Raw genomic sequence first — 19,393 nt, 5'->3', positions numbered from 1 at the left:
GCGCAACGCACCGCCGTCCACCTTATCCGGGTGTCACCCCGGCGGTCAACGCGACGCCGGTGCGCTGCACCGTCCCCGCCCGGTCGCATCCGGTGCGTTCACGCGAGCACGCGCGCGACGCGCAGCAGCTCCTCCGGGACACGCTTGGGCCGGCCCGCGACCTCGGCCAGCGACACGAGCTCGACGCGCTCGCCCCGCAGCGCCGTCATCACGCCCGACGTCCCCGCGCTCACCGCGTCGACGGCCGCGACCCCGAACCGGCTCCCGAGGATGCGGTCGGTCGGCGTCGGCTCCCCGCCGCGCTGCACGTGCCCGAGCACCGTGAGCCGCGTGTCGAACCCCGTGCGCTCCGCGATCTCCGCGCTCACGCGCTCGCCGATCGACCCCGCGACGATCTCGCCGAAGCGGCCGAGCTGCTGCGTGAACTCCATCGACGACCCCTCGCGCGGGACCGCGCCCTCCGCGACGACGACGATCGAGAAGTTCGCGTGCGCCCGGTGCCGGTGCCGCAGGAACTTCACGAGCTGGTCGATGTCGAAGGGCTCCTCGGGGGCGAGGACGACCTCGGCACCGCCCGCGATGCCCGCGTTGACCGCGATCCAGCCGGCGTGGCGGCCCATGACCTCGACGACCATGACGCGGTTGTGGCTCTCCGCCGTCGTGTGCACCCGGTCGAGGGCCTCGGTCGCGATGTTCACCGCCGTGTGGAAGCCGATCGACAGGTCCGTCCCCTCGACGTCGTTGTCGATCGTCTTGGGGATCGCGACGATCTTGACGCCCGCCTCCGCGACGCGGCTCGCCGCGTGCAGCGTGCCGTCGCCGCCGATGCAGATCAGGGCGTCGAGGTGCTCGGCCTCGACCGTCGCGAGCACGGCGTCCATGCTGCCGTCCTCCTCGCGCGGGTGGAACCGCGCGGTGCCCAGCAGCGTCCCGCCGACCGGCAGCACGTTGCGGATGTCCTGGCGCCCCAGCGGGTGCACGTCGCCGTCGACCACACCGCGCCATCCGTTGCGGAAGCCGATGATGGTGTGCCCGTACTCCCCCGTCCCCTGCTTGACCACGGCCCGGATCGCCGCGTTCAGGCCGGGGCAGTCGCCTCCGCCGGTGAGAAGTCCGATGCGCACCTGTTCCTCCGTCTCGTCGTCCCGTCGCGCGTCCTCGCGCGCGTGCCCGGCGTCGACGGAGGTGCCGACCTCCGCGGCACCGCGTCACGCTCAACCCTAGTCAACCCCGCGGCCCGGGTCACGGCCCGTCCCGGTCCTCGGGCACGCCGACGACCAAGGTCCCGCGCGTCCGGGCCGTGCGGCGCCCTGCGGTGCCCGGGGCCGGTGGTGCCCGGGACAATGGGCCGCATGAGCCAGACCCCCGCCCCCGTGCCGCCGCAGGTCCCGGTCCCGGACGTCGCCCCGCCCGGCCCGACGGCGGACGCCGGCTACCGGGACGTGCCCGCCGCCGAGGGTGGCCGCGCCGGGCGCGGGTGGTGGGACGCGAACGCCGCCGAGTATCTCGACGAGCACGGGGCGTTCCTCGGCGCGGCGGACTTCTGCTGGTGCCCGGAGGGACTGCGGGAGCGCGACGCGCGCCTGCTCGGCGAGGTGACCGGTCTCCGCGTCCTCGAGGTCGGGGCCGGCGCGGCACAGTGCTCGCGCTGGCTCGTCGCCCAGGGCGCGCAGGCGGTCGCCACGGACGTCTCCCGGGGCATGCTCGCCGCGGGTGCGGCGCTCGACCGGGCGACGGGGATCCGCGTGCCCGCCGTCCAGGCCGACGCGCGCCGCCTGCCGTTCGCCGACGGGAGCTTCGACGCCGCGTTCACGTCGTTCGGCGCGATCCCGTTCGTCCCCGACGCCGACGCGATCCACCGCGAGGTCGCCCGGGTGCTCCGACCGGGCGGCACCTGGACGTTCTCCGTCACGCACCCCTCCCGCTGGGCGTTCCCCGACGACCCGAGCGCGCACGGGCTGACCGCGAACCGCTCGTACTTCGACCGCCGTCCCTACGTCGAGACGGACGCCGCCGGCCGTGTCGTCTACGCCGAGTACCACCGCACGCTGGGCGACCACGTGCGCGAGGTGGTCGCCGCCGGGCTGGAGCTGCGCGACGTCGTCGAGCCCGAGTGGCCCGCCGACAACACCGAGGTGTGGGGCGGCTGGGGACCGGTGCGCGGTGCCTACCTGCCCGGGACGGCGATCTTCCGCACGCGCCTCCCGGGCTGACCCGGCCGGGTCAGTGACCCGCCTCGTGCCACGTCGCGCCGACACCGACCGAGACGTCGAGCGGCACGTCGAGGTCCGCCGCCGCGCCCATCTGCGTGCGCAGCAGCTCCTCGACGGCGTCGCGCTCGCCCGGGGCGACCTCGACCACGAGCTCGTCGTGCACCTGCAGGAGCAGCCGTGAGCGCAGCCCGCGCTCGTCGATCGCGCGCTGGACGCCCAGCATCGCGACCTTGATGATGTCGGCCGCGCTCCCCTGGATGGGCGCGTTGAGGGCCATGCGCTCCGCCATCTGGCGCCGCTGCCGGTTGTCGCTCGTGAGGTCGGGCAGGTACCGACGGCGCCCGAGGATGGTCGCCGTGTACCCCGTCGCGCGCGCCTCGTCGACGACGCCCGTGAGGTAGTCGCGCACGCCGCCGAAGCGCTCGAAGTAGTCGTCCATGAGCTTCTGCGCCTCGCCCACCTCGATGGTGAGCTGCTGCGACAGCCCGAACGCCGACAGCCCGTACGCCAGGCCGTAGGACATCGCCTTGATCTTCGAGCGCATCGCGGGCGTGACCTCGGCCGCCGGGACCTCGAACACGCGCGACCCGACGTAGGAGTGCAGGTCCTCGCCGGACCGGAACGCCTCGATGAGCCCCTCGTCACCCGACAGGTGCGCCATGATGCGCATCTCGATCTGGCTGTAGTCGGCCGTCATGAGCGTCTCGTAGCCCTCCCCGACGACGAACGCGCGCCGGATGCGACGGCCCGCCTCCGTCCGGATCGGGATGTTCTGGAGGTTCGGGTCGGTCGAGCTGAGGCGCCCGGTCGCCGCGATGGTCTGCTGGAACGTCGTGTGGATCCGTCCGTCGTCCGCGACGGACTTGAGCAGGCCCTCCACGGTCTGGCGCAGGCGCGAGGCGTCACGGTGCGCGAGCAGGTGCTCGAGGAACGGGTGCTGCGTCTTGACGAAGAGGTCCGCGAGCGCCGACGCGTCGGTCGTGTAGCCCGTCTTGATCTTCTTCGTCTTGGGCATCCCGAGCTGGTCGAACAGCACCTCCTGCAGCTGCTTGGGCGAGCCGAGGTTCACCTCGCGCCCGATGACGGCGTACGCCTCCGACGCGGCGGTCGCGACGAGGTCGCCGAAGTGCTGCTCGAGCTCGCGCAGGTACTCGACGTCCGCGGCGATGCCGCGCTGCTCCATGCGCGCGAGCACCTGGGAGAGCGGCAGCTCGAGGTCGGTGAGGAGCGTCGTGGCCCCGCGGTCCTCGAGCTCGCCCGCGAGGGCGTCGCCGAGCTGGGCGACGGCGAGCGCGCGCACGGCGTCGCGCTCCTGCTCGCCGTTCCCGTCGAGCGAGAGGTCGAGCGCGCCCTGGACGTCGTTGCCCGCCTCGGTGTCGGGGCGCAGCTCGCGGTGCAGGTGGCGCACGACGAGGTCGCCGAGGTCGTAGCCGCGCTGGTCCGGATGGCACAGGTAGGCGGCGAGCTCGGTGTCGAACGTGACGCCCGCGAGGTCGTAGCCGCGCGCCGCGAGCTCGTGCCACGCGGACTTCGCGCCGTGCACGACCTTGGGCCGCGCCGGGTCGGCGAGCCACGCGGCCAGCGCCTCGTCGTCGGCCCCCGCGACGTCGGCGAGCTCGAGCGCCACGGCCGCCCCGGCGTCGTCGGACACCGCGACCGCCCAGGCGTCCCCGCCGCCGGGCACCGCCTTGCCGGCCACCTCGACCCCGAGGCGCCGGTCACCGTGCTCGGCGAGCCACGCGCCGAGCCCCCCGGGCAGGACGTCGGCGAGCTCGACGTCGAACCCCGCCTCCGTCTCGACCTCGCCCTCGGGCGCGATCGCGAAGAGCCGGTCGCGCAGGGCCCGGAACTCGAGCGCGTCGAGGACGCGGTGCGCGGCCTCGCGGTCCCAGGGACGCGTCACGAGGTCGTCGGGGCCGACGGGGAGCTCGAGGTCGCGCAGGAGCGCGTTGAGCCGTCGGTTGAGGCGGACCTGGTCGAGGTGCGCACGGAGGTTCTCCCCCGCCTTGCCCTTGATCTCGTCCGCGTGGTCGAGCAGGCCGTCGAGGTCGCCGTACGCCGTGATCCACTTGGCGGCCGTCTTGGGCCCGACGCCGGGGATGCCCGGCAGGTTGTCGGACGTCTCGCCCACGAGCGCGGCGAGGTCCGGGTAGCGCTCGGGCGGCACGCCGTACTTCTCGACGACGGCGGCGCTGTCCATGCGCGCGAGCTCCGAGACGCCCTTCTTCGGGTAGAGCACCGTGACGTCGGGGCCCACGAGCTGGAACGAGTCGCGGTCGCCCGAGCAGACGAGGACCTCCATCCCGGCGTCCGCGCCCTGCGTGGCGAGCGTCGCGAAGATGTCGTCCGCCTCGTAGCCCTCGCGCTCGAGCGTCGGGATGTGCAGCGTCTCGAGGATCTCCTTGATGAGCGGGACCTGGCCGCGGAACGGCTCGGGCGACGACTCGCGCGTGCCCTTGTAGCTCGGGAGGATCTCCGTGCGGAACGACTGGCGCCCCGCGTCGAACGCGACGGCGACGTGCGTCGGCTCCTCGTCCCGCAGGAGGTTGATGAGCATCGACGTGAAGCCGTACACCGCGTTCGTGTGCTGTCCCGTGGTCGTCGAGAAGTTCTCCGCCGGGAGCGCGAAGAACGCGCGGTAGGCCATGGAGTGTCCGTCGATGAGCAGGAGGCGAGGTCGCGCGGAGGTCGTCACGGGTGCCAACCTACAGTCCATGACCGACACGCACGGCCCCGACCGGACCACCGACCCCGCCGCGCCCGCGGCCGCCGCGACAGGCGCGCCCGCGGCCCCGCGCCACGCCTACGAGGCCATGGGCCTGCGCACCACGGGAACGCTCATCGAGCGCATGGGCATCGAGCTGGAGGTCGTGAGCGCCGACAGGGTGACCGCGCGCATGCCCGTCGCGGGCAACACCCAGCCCGCGGGCCTGCTGCACGGGGGCGCGTCGGTCGTGCTCGCCGAGACGCTCGGGTCGATCGCCGCGCAGCTCCATGGCGGGCCCGGGCGCGCCGCGGTGGGGATCGAGGTCAACGCCACCCACCACCGGGGGGTGCGCGACGGCTGGGTCCACGGGGAGGCCGTCGCGGTGCACCGGGGCCGCACGACGGCGAGCTACGAGATCGTGGTGTCCGACGACGAGGGCCGTCGTGTGTGCACGGCCCGCCTCACGTGCATGATCCTCAGCCGGGACTGACGGCGACGCCGCGGCGGCCCGTCCCGGGTGGGCTCTGCCCGCGGACGGCCGCCCGGCTCAGCCGGGCAGGGTCTCGCGGGCCTCGACCGGCGTCACGACACCGCTGCGGTTCCGGTACTCCGCCTGGAACTCGCGCAGGTCGACCGGTCCGGACATCGTCTCGGTCCGGGCACGACGACGGCGCGCGATGAGGTCCTCGAGGGAACGGGTGCCCCGGCGGGTGGGGGTGAGGTCGGCCGCGAGGCGACGCTGGAGCACCGCGGTCGACACGACGCGGTGGCCCGCGACCGGGCCGAAGCCGAGCCGCGCGAGGAAGCGCTGGACGCCGCGGGATCCGGGGATCGGAACCGAGTAGACGTGCGTCGCACCGGCGCCGGCAGCGAGGTCCGCCGTCGCGCTGAGCAGCGCGTGACCCACGCCGCGTCGGCGGGAGTCCTCGCCGACGTAGACGGCCTCGACGTACAGGCTCGGCTCGTCGGCGAACAGGTGCGGGTCGAGCACGCGCGCCAGCACGAACCCGACGGGGCGGCCGTCGTGCAGGGCGACGAGGACGTTGCCGCCCGGGAGCGTGAGCAGCACCGACAGGTGCCGGACCAGGCGGTCCTCGTCGGGCGCGCAGATCTGCGCCCCGGACGCCGACTCGCGCCGGGCCTCCGAGCACAGCACAGCGATCCCCGGCAGGTCGTCACCGACCGCGGGCCTGACCTCCACTGCTGGGCGCACCGCGCTCCTCCTCGTTCGCACCGTGGGACCGACGGCACCGAGGGACGTGGGGGGTGAGATGGTTCCACGTCGCTCGGACGGCGCCGTCGGCCGTCGACTGAGCACTACGTGGCGACCGCGTGTCCACCGCCCCGGGAACTACTGGACGCCAGTCCAAGACGATAGCCCGCCCGGGGCGCCGTGACAAAGGTCCTGCTCAGGACACCGGCCACGGCCGATCGGTCGCCGACGCGGGCTCAGGCGCCGCCGACCTGCTCGATGACGGCGTCCGCGACCTCGCGCATGGTGAGGCGCCGGTCCATCGACGTCTTCTGGATCCAGCGGAACGACTCCGGCTCCGAGAGACCCATCTTGGTCATGAGCAGACCCTTGGCACGGTCCACGCGCTTACGCGTCTCGAAGCGCTCCGCCAGGTCCGCGACCTCGGACTCGAGCGCTGTGATCTGCGAGTAGCGCGAGATCGCGATCTCGACCGCGGGCAGCAGGTCCGCCGGCGTGAACGGCTTGACGACGTAGGCCATGGCCCCCGCGTCGCGCGCCCGCTCGACGAGCTCCGCCTGCGAGAACGCCGTGAGCAGGACGACCGGCGCGGCGTGCGCCTTGCCGATCTGCTCCGCGGCGGAGATGCCGTCGAGCTCGGGCATCTTCACGTCCATGACGACGACGTCGGGCTTGAGCTCGAGAGCCAGCTTGACCGCCGTGGCGCCGTCGCCCGCCTCGCCGACGACGTCGAAACCGGCGTCGCGCAGCGTCTCGACCACGTCGAGACGGATCAGGGCCTCGTCCTCGGCGACGACCGCGCGGCGCGCGGGACGGCCCGACGGGGCGGGGGTCGCGGCGGGCTCGGGCTCGATCATCGGGGGCAGGTCGAGCGGCTGCTTGTCCTCGGGCTGCGCTGTCTGGTCACTCACGGGGTTCACTGTAGTGCGCCGCACCCCCTGCCGCCCCCGCGTTTCGCCCTCGGAGGAGTGTGATTCTCGTGAAGGCGCGCACGTGTGGTTCGATGGTGCACGCGCAACGGACCCGGCGACCGGCTCCGGCGCGCACCGCCCCGGTAGCCCAACCGGCAGAGGCGTTCGGCTCAAACCCGATCCAGTGTGGGTTCGAATCCCACCCGGGGCACCTCCCCTGTCACCGCGCCGCACCCGGCGCGAGCCGGCGGCCCGTCCCCCACGCCGACGGCTCCGGACCGTACCGGACGACCATCGAGCGGAACGCCTCCGCCGCGCGCGTCCGAGCACCCGCCCGTTCCGCGCCGGGCTCCACCGCCTCCGACGCGCGCGCCAGCTCGTCGTCGACGAACCACCCCAGTGGTCTCGGGACGGCGCCGGCACCCATCTCGCGCGACACCGCCTTGAGCGCGACGAGCTCCGCCGCGGCGCGCACCACGTCCCCCGAGGCCTCCCCCTCCGTGAGCAGCGTCACCAGATCCATGGGCGGTACGGCGTCGTCGGGGCGCACGCGCAGCCACCGCAGCGTCGCCGCCGGGCGCACGACGTAGAAGACCTTCTTGTACGGCACCGCGGGCACCGACCACCATCGGTCGCGCTGACCCAGCGCCACGTGCAGGTAGTGGCGCCGCAGCGCGTCGCGGTCGACGACGTGCTCCGCGAGCGCGAGCAGCTCCGCCCGGAACGCGTCGTCGGCGCGATAGACGATCGGCGAGCGCAGCCACTCCAGCAGGGTCGCGTTCCCCCGTACGAGCAGCCGGACCGCCTTGAGCAGGTCCCACCCGTTCACGTCGAGCACCGCGTCGAGCGGGGTCTCGACGACGTCGCGCCGCGGCCACGGGTCCAGGTAGTCCGCCTGCGACCGGACGTACACGAACCGGCAGTCGTAGTCCGAGTCCGGCGACGGGAACCCCCACGCCCGGCTCCCGCTCTCCACCGCGAGCGGGATCGCGACCCGCTCGTCGCGCACGACGGCGTCCAGCCGCGCGTCGACCTGACGCACGACCGCAGGGTCCAGGGAGTCCGGCACGGCACGCATCCCGCGAGGGTAGGGGTACCGAGAACCCCCTGTCGTGCACTTTCCGGCACGGTGCCGGGTCGGAAGGTGACGTCACCGGGGAGCGGGGCCGGAGAGGAGGAGGGCGCGGGTCGTGGCGGGGCTGGCGGGAGGCCGCGAGGCACGAGCGGCCGGATGGTAGACCCGCGCCCTCCTCCTCGGAGCGCCTCGCGAAGGCGACCGCACGAGCCGGCTCCGGAACGCCGGACGGCGGCGCCCCCACGAGAGGGGCGCCGCCGTGCGACGTCATGCGCGGTCTACGCCCTCATGGGCGCGACGGCGTCAGGCGCGCGTGTCGGAGTGGTCGCCGATCTTGTGCACGAGGATCGAGTTCGTCGTGCCCGGCTGGCCCACGGGGGCACCGGAGACGACGACCACGAGGTCGCCGACCTCGGCGAGGCCGTTGGCCTGGAGGGTCGTGTCGACCTGGTCGACCATCGCGTCGGTGTTCTCCACCTCGGGCACCTGGTAGGTCTGGGTGCCCCACGTGAGCGACAGGACGTTGCGCACGTGCTCGCGCGGCGTGAAGGCGAGCAGCGGGATCGACGAGCGCAGGCGCGACATGCGGCGTGCCGAGTCGCCCGACTGGGTGAACGTCGCGAGGTACTTCGCGCCGAGGATCTCACCGATCTCCGCGGCCGCGCGCGTGATGGCGCCACCGCGCGTGTGCGGGGTCGAGCCGAGCGGCGCGATGCGCTCGCGGCCGGCCTCCTCCGTCGCCTCGATGATGCGGGCCATGGTCTGCACCGTGAGGATCGGGTACTCGCCCACGCTGGTCTCGCCCGAGAGCATGACCGCGTCGGCGCCGTCGAGGACGGCGTTGGCGCAGTCGGACGCCTCGGCGCGCGTCGGGCGCGGCGAGTTCGTCATGGACTCGAGCACCTGCGTCGCGACGATGACGGGCTTGGCGTTGCGACGCGCGAGCTCGACGATGCGCTTCTGGACGAGCGGCACCTGCTCCAGCGGGAGCTCGACCGCGAGGTCGCCGCGGGCGACCATGACGCCGTCGAACGCGTCGACGATCTCGGCGAGGTTCTCGACGGCCTGCGGCTTCTCGATCTTCGCGACGACGGGGACCGTGCGGCCCTCCTCGTCCATGATCCGCTTGACGTCCTCGAAGTCCTTCGCGGACCGCACGAAGGACAGCGCGATGATGTCCGCGCCGAGCTTGAGGGCCCAGCGCAGGTCGTCCTGGTCCTTCTCGGACAGCGCCGGCACGGAGACCGCGACGCCCGGGAGGTTCAGGCCCTTGTTGTTCGACACCGGGCCGGCGACCTCGACGCGCGTCACGACGCGCGGGCCCTCGACGGCGGTGACGCGGACGAGCACCTTGCCGTCGTCGATGAGGATCGGGTCGCCGACGCGCGCGTCGCCCGGCAGGCCCTTGTGCGTCGTGGAGACGAGCTCCTTGGTACCGACGACGTCCTCGGTCGTGATCGTGAAGGTGTCACCCTCCTCGAGCCAGTGCTTCTCGTCGCCGCCGAAGCGGCCCAGGCGGATCTTCGGCCCCTGGAGGTCGACGAGCACCGCGACGGAGCGGCCCGACTCGGCGGCGGCCTCGCGCACGCCGTGGTAGACGGCCGCGTGCTCCTCGGCGCTGCCGTGGCTGCGGTTGATCCGCGCCACGTCCATCCCGGCGTCGACGAGCGCGCGGAGCTGCTCCTTCGACTCGGTCGCGGGTCCGATGGTGCAGACGATCTTTGCTCTGCGCATATCTCCAGCCTCTAGTCTTCCGACCGGCCGGGAGCCGGTCGTCGCGGGGTGCCCCTCCCTAGGATGCCCCGCTCATCGTCCCGGCGCCGGACACCCGGCGCCGGGGTGCACGTCAAGCGCGCAAGGACACGGTGTTCGCGCGCACGGGCGCGGGCAGCTCGGTCCCTCCCTGAAGGTAGGCGTCGACGGATGCCGCCGCCGCCCGTCCCTCGGCGATCGCCCACACGATCAGCGACTGCCCACGACCCGCGTCGCCGGCCACGAAGACCCCGGGCAGCGACGACGCGAAGTCGTCGCCGCGCGCCACGAGGCCGCGGCCCGTGAGGTCCGCGCCGGCCTGGGTCGTGATGGTCGCCGTCTCCGGCCCGGTGAAGCCCATCGCGACGAGCACGAGGTCCGCGGGGATCTCGCGCTCGGTGCCCGCCTTGGGCACGCGACGGCCGTCGGGCAGGTACTCGGTCTCCGCGACGCGCAGCGCGCGCACGGCTCCGTTCTCGTCGCCCAGGAACTCGACGGTGGACGCGAGGAACTCGCGCTCACCGCCCTCCTCGTGCGACGTGGACACCTCGAACACGATCGGGTCCGTCGGCCACGGCTGGGTCGCGGACCGCTCGAGCGGCGGCTGCTTGCCGATCGCGAGCGTCGTCACGCTCGCCGCGCCCTGGCGCAGCGAGGTGCCGAGGCAGTCCGACCCGGTGTCGCCGCCGCCGATGACGATGACGTGCTTGCCCGTGGCCGTGATCTGGTCGGCGACCTCGCGCCCGGCGACGACGGCGTTCGCCTGGTGCAGGAAGTCCATGGCGAAGTGGATGCCGTCGAGCTCTCGCCCGGGGACCGACAGGTCGCGCGGGACGGTCGCACCCGTGGCGACCACGACGGCGTCGTACCGGGCCCGCAGGTCGTCCCACGTGATGTCGACGCCGATCTCGACCCCGGGGCGGAACCGCGTGCCCTCGGCCTCCATCTGCGCCACGCGGCGGTCGATGTGGTGCTTCTCGAGCTTGAAGTCGGGGATGCCGTAGCGCAGCAGCCCGCCGATCGCGTCGTCCCGCTCGTAGACGGCGACCGTGTGGCCGGCGCGCGTGAGCTGCTGCGCGGCGGCGAGGCCGGCGGGCCCCGAGCCCACGACGGCGACCGTCGAGCCTGTGAGGCGCTGCGGCACCTGCGGCGTGACGTAGCCGCGCGCGAACGCCTCGTCGATGATCGAGACCTCGACGTTCTTGATCGTCACGGCCGGCTGGTTGATGCCGAGCACGCAGCTCGACTCGCACGGTGCCGGGCACACGCGACCGGTGAACTCCGGGAAGTTGTTGGTCTCGTGCAGGCGGTCGATCGCGTCGGCCCACTGGTCGCGGTAGACGAGGTCGTTCCACTCCGGGATGAGGTTCCCGAGCGGGCAGCCCTGGTGGCAGAACGGGATGCCGCAGTCCATGCAGCGTCCCGCCTGCTCCTTGAGGAACGGCTGGCCCTCCTCGAGGTGCGCGTGCACGTCCTTCCAGTCCCGCAGGCGCACGGCCACCGGGCGGTTGGGCGGGAGCTCGCGCTCCCGCACCTTCAGGAATCCGCGGGGGTCAGCCACGGGCCACCTCCAAGATCTGGTCCCACACGCCCGGGGCCGCGGGGTCGAGCCCTGCCGACTCCGCCTTCTCGAGCGCCGAGCGCATGCGGGCGAAGTCGGTCGGCAGCACGCGCGTGAAGCGCTGGACGGCCGCGGGGAAGTCCTCGAGGAGCTCGGCCGCGAGCGGCGACCCCGTCTCCTCGTGGTGACGACGGACGAGCTGCTCGACGAGCGCGACCTCGGCGTCCTCGAGCGGGCTCAGGCCGAGCTCGCCGGTGGCGAGCGCGCTCGTGTTGACGTTGCCCTCGCGCAGGTCGAGCACGTACGCGGTGCCGCCGGACATGCCGGCGCCGAAGTTGCGCCCGGTCGGGCCGAGCACGAGCACCGTGCCGCCCGTCATGTACTCGCAGCCGTGGTCGCCCACGCCCTCGACGACGAGCGTGGCGCCCGAGTTGCGCACGCCGAAGCGCTCGCCGACCCGGCCGCGCAGGAAGATCTCGCCCGACGTCGCGCCGTAGCCGATGACGTTGCCCGCGACGACGTTGCTCGACCCGGTGAGGACCGCGTTGCGGTCCGGGCGCACGACGATGCGTCCGCCCGACAGGCCCTTGCCGACGTAGTCGTTCGCGTCGCCGAACAGGCGCAGCGTGACGCCGCGCGGCAGGAACGCGCCGAGCGACTGGCCGGCGGACCCGGTGAGGGTCACGTCGATCGTGTCGTCGGGCAGGCCCTCGCCGCGGAACCGCTTGGTCACCTCGTGGCCGAGCATCGTGCCGACGGTGCGGTTGACGTTGCGCACCGGCAGGGAGATGCGGACCGGCTCACGCCGCTCGAGCGCGTCCTCGGCGAGCGCGACGAGCTGGTTGTCGAGCGCCTTCTCGAGGCCGTGGTCCTGCGTCGTGGTGTTGCGCAGCGAGGCGCCCTCCACCGGCACGGGACGCTCGAGCACGGGCCCGAGATCGAGGCCCTGGGCCTTCCAGTGGTCGATCGCCTTGCGCGTGTCGAGGAGCTCGACCCGGCCGATGGCCTCCTCGACGGTCCGGAAGCCGAGGCGCGCCAGGTACTCGCGCACCTCCTCGGCGATGAACTCGAAGAAGTTCACGACGAACTCCGGCTTGCCCGTGAACCGGGCGCGCAGCTCGGGGTTCTGCGTCGCGACGCCGACCGGGCACGTGTCCAGGTGGCACACGCGCATCATGACGCATCCCGAGACGACCATGGGGGCGGTCGCGAAGCCGAACTCCTCGGCCCCGAGCAGCGCCGCCACGACCACGTCGCGGCCGGTCTTCATCTGGCCGTCAACCTGGACGACGATGCGGTCGCGCAGGTTGTTGAGCACGAGCGTCTGCTGGGTCTCGGCGAGGCCGATCTCCCAGGGCGTGCCCGCGTGCTTGAGCGACGTCAGCGGGCTCGCACCCGTGCCGCCGTCGTGACCCGAGATGAGGACGACGTCCGCGTGCGCCTTGGACACGCCCGTCGCGACCGTCCCGACGCCGAACTCGGAGACGAGCTTGACGTGGATGCGCGCCGCCGGGTTCGCGTTCTTCGCGTCGTGGATGAGCTGGGCGAGGTCCTCGATCGAGTAGATGTCGTGGTGGGGCGGCGGCGAGATGAGCCCGACGCCCGGCGTCGAGTGCCGGGTCTTCGCGACCCACGGGTACACCTTGTGCCCAGGGAGCTGACCGCCCTCGCCGGGCTTGGCGCCCTGGGCGAGCTTGATCTGGATGTCGTCCGCGTTCGTCAGGTACTCGCTCGTGACGCCGAAGCGGCCCGACGCGATCTGCTTGACCTTGGAGCGGCGCTCCGGGTCGTACAGGCGCTCCGGGTCCTCGCCGCCCTCGCCGGTGTTCGACCGGCCACCCAGACGGTTCATCGCGATCGCGAGGGTCTCGTGCGCCTCCGCGGAGATCGACCCGTAGGACATGGCGCCCGTGTTGAAGCGCTTGACGATCTCGCTCACGGGCTCGACCTCGTCGAGCGGGACCGCGGGGCGCTCGCCCTCGCGCAGCGCGAGGAGGCCGCGCAGCGTCATGAGGCGCGAGGACTGCTCGTCCACGCGGTGCGTGTACTGGCGGAAGATGTCGAACCGGCGCTCGCGCGTGGCGTGCTGCAGGCGGAAGACCGTCTCCGGGTCGAACAGGTGCTCCTCGCTGTCGCGGCGCCACTGGTACTCGCCGCCCGTCGTGAGGCGCACGTGCGGGCGATGGTTGCCGGACTTGGGGTACGCGTCGACGTGGCGGGCCGCGACCTCGGCCGCGACGACGTCGAGCCCGATGCCGCTGAGGCGCGACGTCGTGCCCGTGAAGAACGCCTGCACGAGGTCGTGGGACAGGCCCACCGCCTCGAACACCTGGGCGCCGCGGTACGAGGAGATGGTCGAGATGCCCATCTTGCTCATGACCTTGAGCACGCCCTTGCCGAGCCCCTTGATGAGGTTCGCGACGGCCTTCGCCGGGTCGACCGTGAGGTAGCCGCGGCGCGCGAGGTCCTCGACCGTCTCCATGGCGAGGTACGGGTTGACCGCGGCCGCGCCGTAGCCGATGAGCAGCGCGACGTGGTGCACCTCGCGCACGTCGCCGGCCTCGACGACGAGCGACACCTGGGTGCGCGTGTGCCGCCGCAGCAGGTGGTGGTGCACCGCGCTCGACAGGAGCAGCGACGGGATCGGGGCGTGCTCGGCGTCCGAGTCGCGGTCCGACAGCACGATGAAGCTCGCGCCCGCGGCGACGTGCTCGTCGACCTCGGCGAAGATCTCCTCGAGGCGGGCGAGCAGGGACTCGCCGCCGCCCGCGACGCGGTACAGGCCCTTGATCGTCACCGCGCGGAAGATGCCGGAGAGCTTCGGGTCCTTGTCGACGCGGATGATCTTCGCGAGCTGGTCGTTGTCGAGCACGGGGAAGGGCAGCATGAGCTTGCGCGCGTGCTCGGGCGTGTCGACGAGGAGGTTCGGCTCCGGGCCGATCGCGCCGCCGATGGACGTGACGAGCTCCTCGCGGATCGCGTCCAGCGGCGGGTTCGTCACCTGCGCGAACATCTGCGTGAAGTAGTCGAACAGCAGGCGCGGACGCTTCGCGAGGACGGCGATGGGCGTGTCCGTGCCCATCGCGCCCAGCGGCTCCGCCCCCGTGTTGGCCATCGGGGTGAGGATGACCTTGAGCTCCTCCTGCGTGTACCCGAAGGCGCGCTGGCGGCGCTCGACGGACGCGGGGCTGTGCGCGACGTGCTCGCGCTCGGGGAGCTGGTCGAGGTAGACCGCGTTCTCGGCGACCCACTGCGCGTACGGGCGCTGGGCGGCGAGCTGGGACTTGATCTCCTCGTCCTCGATGATCCGGCCCTGGCCGGTGTCGACGAGGAACATGCGGCCGGGCTCGAGGCGGCCCTTGCGGACGATCGTCGCGGGGTCGAGGTCGAGCACGCCCGCCTCGCTCGCGAGCACCACGAGGCCGTCCTCGGTCACCCAGTAGCGCCCCGGGCGCAGGCCGTTGCGGTCCAGGACCGCGCCGATGAGCGTGCCGTCGGTGAAGTTGAGGCACGCGGGGCCGTCCCACGGCTCCATGAGCGTCGAGTGGTACTCGTAGAACGCGCGCAGGTCCGGGTCCATGTCGGCGTGGTTCTCCCACGCCTCCGGGATCATCATGAGCACCGCGTGCGGCAGCGAGCGGCCCGAGAGGTGCAGGAGCTCGAGCACCTCGTCGAAGCTCGCCGAGTCGCTGGAGCCCTCCGAGCACACCGGCAGGAGCGGGGCGAGGTCGCCGACGGCCTCGCTCGCGAGGGTGCCCTCACGCGCCGCCATCCAGTTCCGGTTGCCGCGCACCGTGTTGATCTCGCCGTTGTGCGCGATCATGCGGAACGGCTGCGCGAGCGGCCACGACGGGAACGTGTTCGTCGAGAACCGCGAGTGCACGAGCGCGATCTCGCTCGCGTACCGCGGGTCGGACAGGTCGGGGAAGAACGGCTCGAGCTGCGCTGTCGTGAGCATCCCCTTGTACGTGAGGGTGCGCGCCGAGAGCGACGCGAAGAACAGGCCGAGCTCGTTCTCCGCGCGCTTGCGCAGGCGGTACGTGCGACGGTCGAGCTCGACGCCGGACAGCTCGCGCGCGGGGTCCGCGACGACGACCTGACGGAACAGCGGCATGGACGCACGCGCGCTCGGGCCGACGAGGTCGGCCGTGACGGGCACGTCGCGCCAGGCGAGGACCTCGAGCTTCTCCTCCGCCGCGATCGCCTCGACGCCACGGGCCGCCTCGGCGGCGGCGTCGGCCTCCTGCGGGAGGAAGGCCATGCCGATGGCGTAGTGGCCCGCGGGCGGGAGCTCCGCGTCGACCACGTCGCGCACGAAGGCGTCGGGAATCTGCGTGAGGATCCCGGCGCCGTCGCCGCTGTTCTCCTCGGCACCGACGGCGCCGCGGTGGTCGAGGTTGAGCAGGGCCGTCAGCCCCGCGTCAACGATGTCGCGTCCGGGCGTGCCGCGGAGCGTCGCCACGAAGGCGACGCCGCACGCGTCGTGCTCGGCGGCGGGGTCGTACAGACCGGATGCCGTGGGAGGGGCGGACAGGGCGGGTGCCCGGTGCGCGTCCCGATACTGCGGCGTGGTCATCAACACCGTCCTCACAGGCGCCCGACCGAGACGGCCGGGCTGGTTCCAGCTGGGGGGGTTCGGGACGTCGTCGGCCCTATGGACATGACAGAACCCACCGGGCGGTCGCCCGGCGGATTCGCCTATGAATGACGGATGCTCAGCGACCGGGGTCTGGTCGCGCGGCATCTGCCTGCTCGGACTCCTCCGAGTCGTCGGAGTCCTCGGTCGTCGAGGGGTCCTCGTCGTCGGTCGACTCCTCGACCGGCTCCTCGGACCCCGTGGTGGACGCCTCGTCCGGAGCGTCGAGGGACACCGTCTCCTCGCGCCCGGGGTGGCGACGCCCGACAACGATAAACGCAATCAGCGCACCGACACCGACCAGGATCGAGGTCCAGACGTTCAGCCGGAGGCCGAGGACGAGCTCGGCCTCGTCGATGCGCAGCATCTCGATCCACACACGACCGAGCGTGTAGACGAAGACGTAGAGCCAGAATACCCGACCATGACCCAGCCGGAACCGACGGTCCAGGTAGATCAGGAGCAGGGCAGCGCCGATGTTCCAGACCATCTCGTAGAGGAACGTCGGGTGGAACAGGGTGCCCGGCGGGTACCCGGCCGCGGCGGCCACGGAGTCGTCGACGCGCAGCCCCCAGGGGAGGGTCGTCGGGGCGCCGAACAGCTCCTGGTTGAACCAGTTGCCGAGCCGGCCGACGGCCTGCGCGAGCAGCAGGCCGGGCGCCAGGGCGTCCGCGAACGCGGGGAAGCTCACGCGCTGGCGGCGGCACCCGATGTACGCGCCGACCGCGCCGAGCGCGACGGCGCCCCAGATGCCCAGGCCGCCCTCCCACACGTAGAGCGCGCGGACGGGGTCGCCGTTCGGGCCCCAGTACGGGTCCGGCGTCGAGAAGACGTGGTAGAGCCGGCCGCCCACGATGCCGAAGGGGACCGCCCAGAAGGCGATCTCCAGGACGTCGTCCGCCTCTCCCCCGCGCTCCACCCAGCGGCGCCGGGTGAGCCACAGGGCCACCGCGATGCCCGCGAGGATCGCGAGGGCGTACGCCCGGATCGGGAACGGCCCGACGTACCACGTGTGCTGCGGGGGGCTCGGGAGCGCGGCGGGCAGGGCGCCCGCGGCCTCCACGAGCTGCCCGACGGCGAGCGCGGCACTCATGCGACCACCTCTCCTGTCGTCGTCGTGCCGGCCGGGACGCCGTCGCCGGCCCCGTCCCGACCCGCGCGGACGCCCGCGACGAGGTCCGCCGCGACGGCCTTCAGGGCGGCGAGCCGCTCGTCCCACGGCGCGTCGCCCAGGAGCGGGCGGACGAACGCGGAGCCGACGATGACGCCGTCGGCGTAGCGGCCGACCTCGGCGGCCTGCTCGCCGGTGGACACGCCGAGGCCGACGCACACCAGGTCGGCGCCGGCGGCGCGCGTGTCGGCGACGAGCCGCGCGGCCTGCGGCCCGACGGCCGCCCGCACGCCCGTGACGCCCATCGTCGAGGCGGCGTAGACGAACCCGCGCGACGCGCGCGCCGTGAGCCGCAGCCGCTCGGCCGTCGAGCTCGGCGCGACGAGGAAGACGCGGTCCAGCCCGTGCGCCTCCGACGCGTCCAGCCACGCGCGGCCTTCGTCGGGGATGAGGTCGGGCGTGATGAGCCCGGCTCCCCCGGCGGCGGCGAGGTCGCGTGCGAACGCGTCGACGCCGTACCGCAGGACGGGGTTCCAGTACGTCATGACGAGCACCGGGACCCGGCCGCCGGTGCGTTCGGTGACGGCAGCGACGACGCGGAACACGTCGGCGACGCGCACGCCCGCGTCGAGCGCGGTCTGCGCGGCGGCCTGGATCACCGGACCGTCCATCACGGGGTCGGTGTACGGGATGCCGAGCTCCAGCACGTCCACGCCCGAGTCGACGAGCGCGAGCGCCGCCTCGATCGAGCGGTCCACGGTCGGGAAGCCGACGGGCAGGTAGGCCACGAGCGCGGCCCGACCCTCCGCGCGGAGCTCGAGCAGGCGGCGCGCGGTGCCTGACGCGCCTGCGGTCGTCCCGGGGGCGTCCTTGGTCCGTGCCGCGCTCACAGCTGTCCCTCCGTGCCCGTCGCCGTCTCGGCGATCGCGTCGTCGTCCACGAGGTCGAACCACCGGGCGGCGGTCGCGACGTCCTTGTCCCCGCGCCCCGAGAGGTTCACCAGGATCACGTGGTCGGTGCGGCCCGCGGCGGCCGCCGCGCGGCCGACCCGCAGCGCGCCGGCGAGCGCGTGCGCCGACTCGATCGCGGGGATGATGCCCTCCGTGCGGCACAGCAGCCGGAAGGCCTCCATGGCCTCGGAGTCGGTCACGGGCTCGTAGGTGGCCCGACCGAGGTCGTGGAGCCACGAGTGCGCCGGGCCGACGCTCGGGTAGTCGAGCCCCGCCGAGACCGAGTGGCTGGGCAGGGTCTGGCCGTCGTCGTCCTGCAGCAGGTACGAGCGCGCACCGTGCAGGACGCCAGGAGCGCCTCCGCTGAAGCGGGCCGCGTGGCGGCCGGTCTCCACGCCCTCGCCGCCGGCCTCGAAGCCGTAGAGCTCGACGCCCTCGTCGTCGAGGAACGCGTTGAACAGGCCGAGCGCGTTGGACCCTCCGCCGACGCACGCCGCGAGCGCGTCCGGCAGCCGCCCGATGCGGTCGAGGATCTGCGTGCGCGCCTCCTCGCCGATGACGCGGTGGAACTCGCGCACCATCTCGGGGAAGGGGTGCGGGCCGGTCACGGTGCCGAGGAGGTAGTGCGTCGTGTCGACGTTCGCGACCCAGTCGCGGAGCGCCTCGTTGATCGCGTCCTTGAGCGTGCGCTGCCCGATCGTCACGGGCACGACCTCGGCGCCGAGCAGGCGCATGCGGGCCACGTTGAGCGCCTGGCGCCGCGTGTCCTCCTCGCCCATGTACACGACGCACTCGAGGTCGAGCAGGGCCGCGGCCGTCGCCGTCGCGACGCCGTGCTGGCCCGCCCCGGTCTCGGCGATCACGCGCGTCTTGCCCATCCGCTTGACGAGCAGCGCCTGGCCGAGGACGTTGTTGATCTTGTGCGAGCCGGTGTGGTTGAGGTCCTCGCGCTTGAGGAAGACGCGCGAGCCGCCCGCGTGCTGCGCGAAGCGCGGCACCTCGGTGAGCGGGCTGGGACGCCCGGTGTACTCGCGCTGGAGGCGCGCGAGCTCGTTCACGAACGCCGGGTCGTCGAGCGCCTTGCGGTACTCGGTCTCCAGCTCGTCCAGGGCGGCGACGAGCGCCTCGGGGACGAACCGTCCGCCGAACTCGCCGAAGTAGGGACCCTCCTGGGTCGCGAGGGAGCGCGTCAGGTCGGCGCGCACGGAGTGCTCGGCACTCCGGGAGGTGGTCGAAGGTGTCGAGTCGGGCACGGGGCCGGTCC

The 19,393-nt window shown here is 73.2% G+C and carries 13 protein-coding genes and 1 tRNA gene; 3 read left to right on the top strand and 11 right to left on the bottom strand.

What is annotated here, in order from left to right; genetic code table 11:
• Positions 1-98 precede the first annotated feature (98 nt).
• A complete protein-coding gene (locus tag ACTJIY_RS00735) occupies positions 99-1,124 on the bottom strand; it encodes a 6-phosphofructokinase (RefSeq protein ID WP_253049693.1) in 1,026 nt (341 codons plus the stop codon).
• Between the two features lie 228 nt (positions 1,125-1,352).
• Here ACTJIY_RS00735 and ACTJIY_RS00730 point away from each other — a divergent pair, with 228 nt between their 5' ends.
• Positions 1,353-2,213, top strand: a complete 861-nt coding sequence (locus tag ACTJIY_RS00730; protein ID WP_440673119.1) for a class I SAM-dependent methyltransferase — start codon at positions 1,353-1,355, stop codon at positions 2,211-2,213.
• A 10-nt stretch (positions 2,214-2,223) separates the two neighbouring features.
• Here ACTJIY_RS00730 and polA read toward each other — a convergent pair whose 3' ends face one another.
• Positions 2,224-4,929, bottom strand: a complete 2,706-nt coding sequence (polA, locus tag ACTJIY_RS00725; protein WP_440673120.1) for a DNA polymerase I — start codon at positions 4,927-4,929, stop codon at positions 2,224-2,226.
• A gap of 97 nt (positions 4,930-5,026) precedes the next feature.
• Here polA and ACTJIY_RS00720 point away from each other — a divergent pair, with 97 nt between their 5' ends.
• Positions 5,027-5,410 carry a hotdog fold thioesterase gene (locus ACTJIY_RS00720; protein WP_440673211.1) on the top strand — a complete coding sequence of 128 codons (384 nt, stop codon included), beginning with the start codon at positions 5,027-5,029 and terminating at the stop codon, positions 5,408-5,410.
• A gap of 57 nt (positions 5,411-5,467) precedes the next feature.
• Here the strand turns inward: ACTJIY_RS00720 and ACTJIY_RS00715 are convergent, their stop codons facing one another.
• Positions 5,468-6,133 carry a GNAT family N-acetyltransferase gene (locus ACTJIY_RS00715; RefSeq protein ID WP_253049697.1) on the bottom strand — a complete coding sequence of 222 codons (666 nt, stop codon included), beginning with the start codon at positions 6,131-6,133 and terminating at the stop codon, positions 5,468-5,470.
• A 236-nt stretch (positions 6,134-6,369) separates the two neighbouring features.
• On the bottom strand, positions 6,370-6,990 hold the full coding sequence (locus ACTJIY_RS00710; protein WP_053370758.1) for an ANTAR domain-containing response regulator: 621 nt from the start codon (positions 6,988-6,990) through the stop codon (positions 6,370-6,372).
• A 191-nt stretch (positions 6,991-7,181) separates the two neighbouring features.
• On the opposite strand from ACTJIY_RS00710, the gene ACTJIY_RS00705 reads away from it, so the two are divergent.
• Positions 7,182-7,255, top strand: a tRNA-Leu gene (locus ACTJIY_RS00705).
• Between the two features lie 9 nt (positions 7,256-7,264).
• Here the strand turns inward: ACTJIY_RS00705 and ACTJIY_RS00700 are convergent.
• From ACTJIY_RS00700 to trpB, 7 genes are all read right to left on the bottom strand, one after another.
• The gene (locus ACTJIY_RS00700; protein ID WP_440673121.1) at positions 7,265-8,122 is read right to left on the bottom strand and encodes a nucleotidyltransferase domain-containing protein; all 858 of its coding nucleotides are present in this window, start codon (positions 8,120-8,122) and stop codon (positions 7,265-7,267) included.
• 300 nt (positions 8,123-8,422) lie between these two features.
• Positions 8,423-9,853: a pyruvate kinase gene (pyk, locus tag ACTJIY_RS00695; protein WP_253049701.1), complete on the bottom strand. Its 1,431-nt coding sequence runs from the start codon at positions 9,851-9,853 to the stop codon at positions 8,423-8,425.
• Positions 9,854-9,965: 112 nt separating this feature from the next.
• Positions 9,966-11,432, bottom strand: coding sequence for a glutamate synthase subunit beta (locus ACTJIY_RS00690; RefSeq protein WP_253049703.1), 1,467 nt, complete (start codon positions 11,430-11,432; stop codon positions 9,966-9,968).
• Positions 11,425-16,008, bottom strand: a complete 4,584-nt coding sequence (gltB, locus tag ACTJIY_RS00685) for a glutamate synthase large subunit (RefSeq protein ID WP_353709194.1) — start codon at positions 16,006-16,008, stop codon at positions 11,425-11,427. Before gltB ends, ACTJIY_RS00690 begins: the two co-directional genes overlap by 8 nt.
• A gap of 139 nt (positions 16,009-16,147) precedes the next feature.
• Positions 16,148-17,161 carry a prolipoprotein diacylglyceryl transferase gene (lgt, locus tag ACTJIY_RS00680; protein WP_253049707.1) on the bottom strand — a complete coding sequence of 338 codons (1,014 nt, stop codon included), beginning with the start codon at positions 17,159-17,161 and terminating at the stop codon, positions 16,148-16,150.
• Positions 17,158-18,069, bottom strand: a complete 912-nt coding sequence (gene trpA, locus ACTJIY_RS00675; RefSeq protein ID WP_439157641.1) for a tryptophan synthase subunit alpha — start codon at positions 18,067-18,069, stop codon at positions 17,158-17,160. Before trpA ends, lgt begins: the two co-directional genes overlap by 4 nt.
• Positions 18,066-19,334: a tryptophan synthase subunit beta gene (gene trpB, locus ACTJIY_RS00670; RefSeq protein WP_253049709.1), complete on the bottom strand. Its 1,269-nt coding sequence runs from the start codon at positions 19,332-19,334 to the stop codon at positions 18,066-18,068. Before trpB ends, trpA begins: the two co-directional genes overlap by 4 nt.
• Positions 19,335-19,393: the final 59 nt, after the last annotated feature.

Source organism: Cellulosimicrobium sp. 22598, from assembly GCF_052044445.1.
In the GTDB taxonomy this organism is placed as follows: Bacteria; Actinomycetota; Actinomycetes; order Actinomycetales; family Cellulomonadaceae; genus Cellulosimicrobium; species Cellulosimicrobium cellulans_G.
Note: the sequence above shows the minus strand (reverse complement) of the source record. Positions and strands in the feature narration are given on the sequence as shown.

Bases quoted from the DNA above. Each gene is read 5' to 3' on its own strand.
- ACTJIY_RS00730 (WP_440673119.1), top strand. From the start codon at position 1,353: ATGAGCCAGACCCCCGCCCCCGTGCCGCCGCAGGTCCCGGTCCCGGAC.
- polA (WP_440673120.1), bottom strand. From the start codon at position 4,929: ATGGACTGTAGGTTGGCACCCGTGACGACCTCCGCGCGACCTCGCCTC.
- ACTJIY_RS00720 (WP_440673211.1), top strand. From the start codon at position 5,027: ATGGGCCTGCGCACCACGGGAACGCTCATCGAGCGCATGGGCATCGAG.
- ACTJIY_RS00710 (WP_053370758.1), bottom strand. From the start codon at position 6,990: ATGATCGAGCCCGAGCCCGCCGCGACCCCCGCCCCGTCGGGCCGTCCC.
- ACTJIY_RS00700 (WP_440673121.1), bottom strand. From the start codon at position 8,122: ATGCGTGCCGTGCCGGACTCCCTGGACCCTGCGGTCGTGCGTCAGGTC.
- pyk (WP_253049701.1), bottom strand. From the start codon at position 9,853: ATGCGCAGAGCAAAGATCGTCTGCACCATCGGACCCGCGACCGAGTCG.
- gltB (WP_353709194.1), bottom strand. From the start codon at position 16,008: ATGACCACGCCGCAGTATCGGGACGCGCACCGGGCACCCGCCCTGTCC.
- lgt (WP_253049707.1), bottom strand. From the start codon at position 17,161: ATGAGTGCCGCGCTCGCCGTCGGGCAGCTCGTGGAGGCCGCGGGCGCC.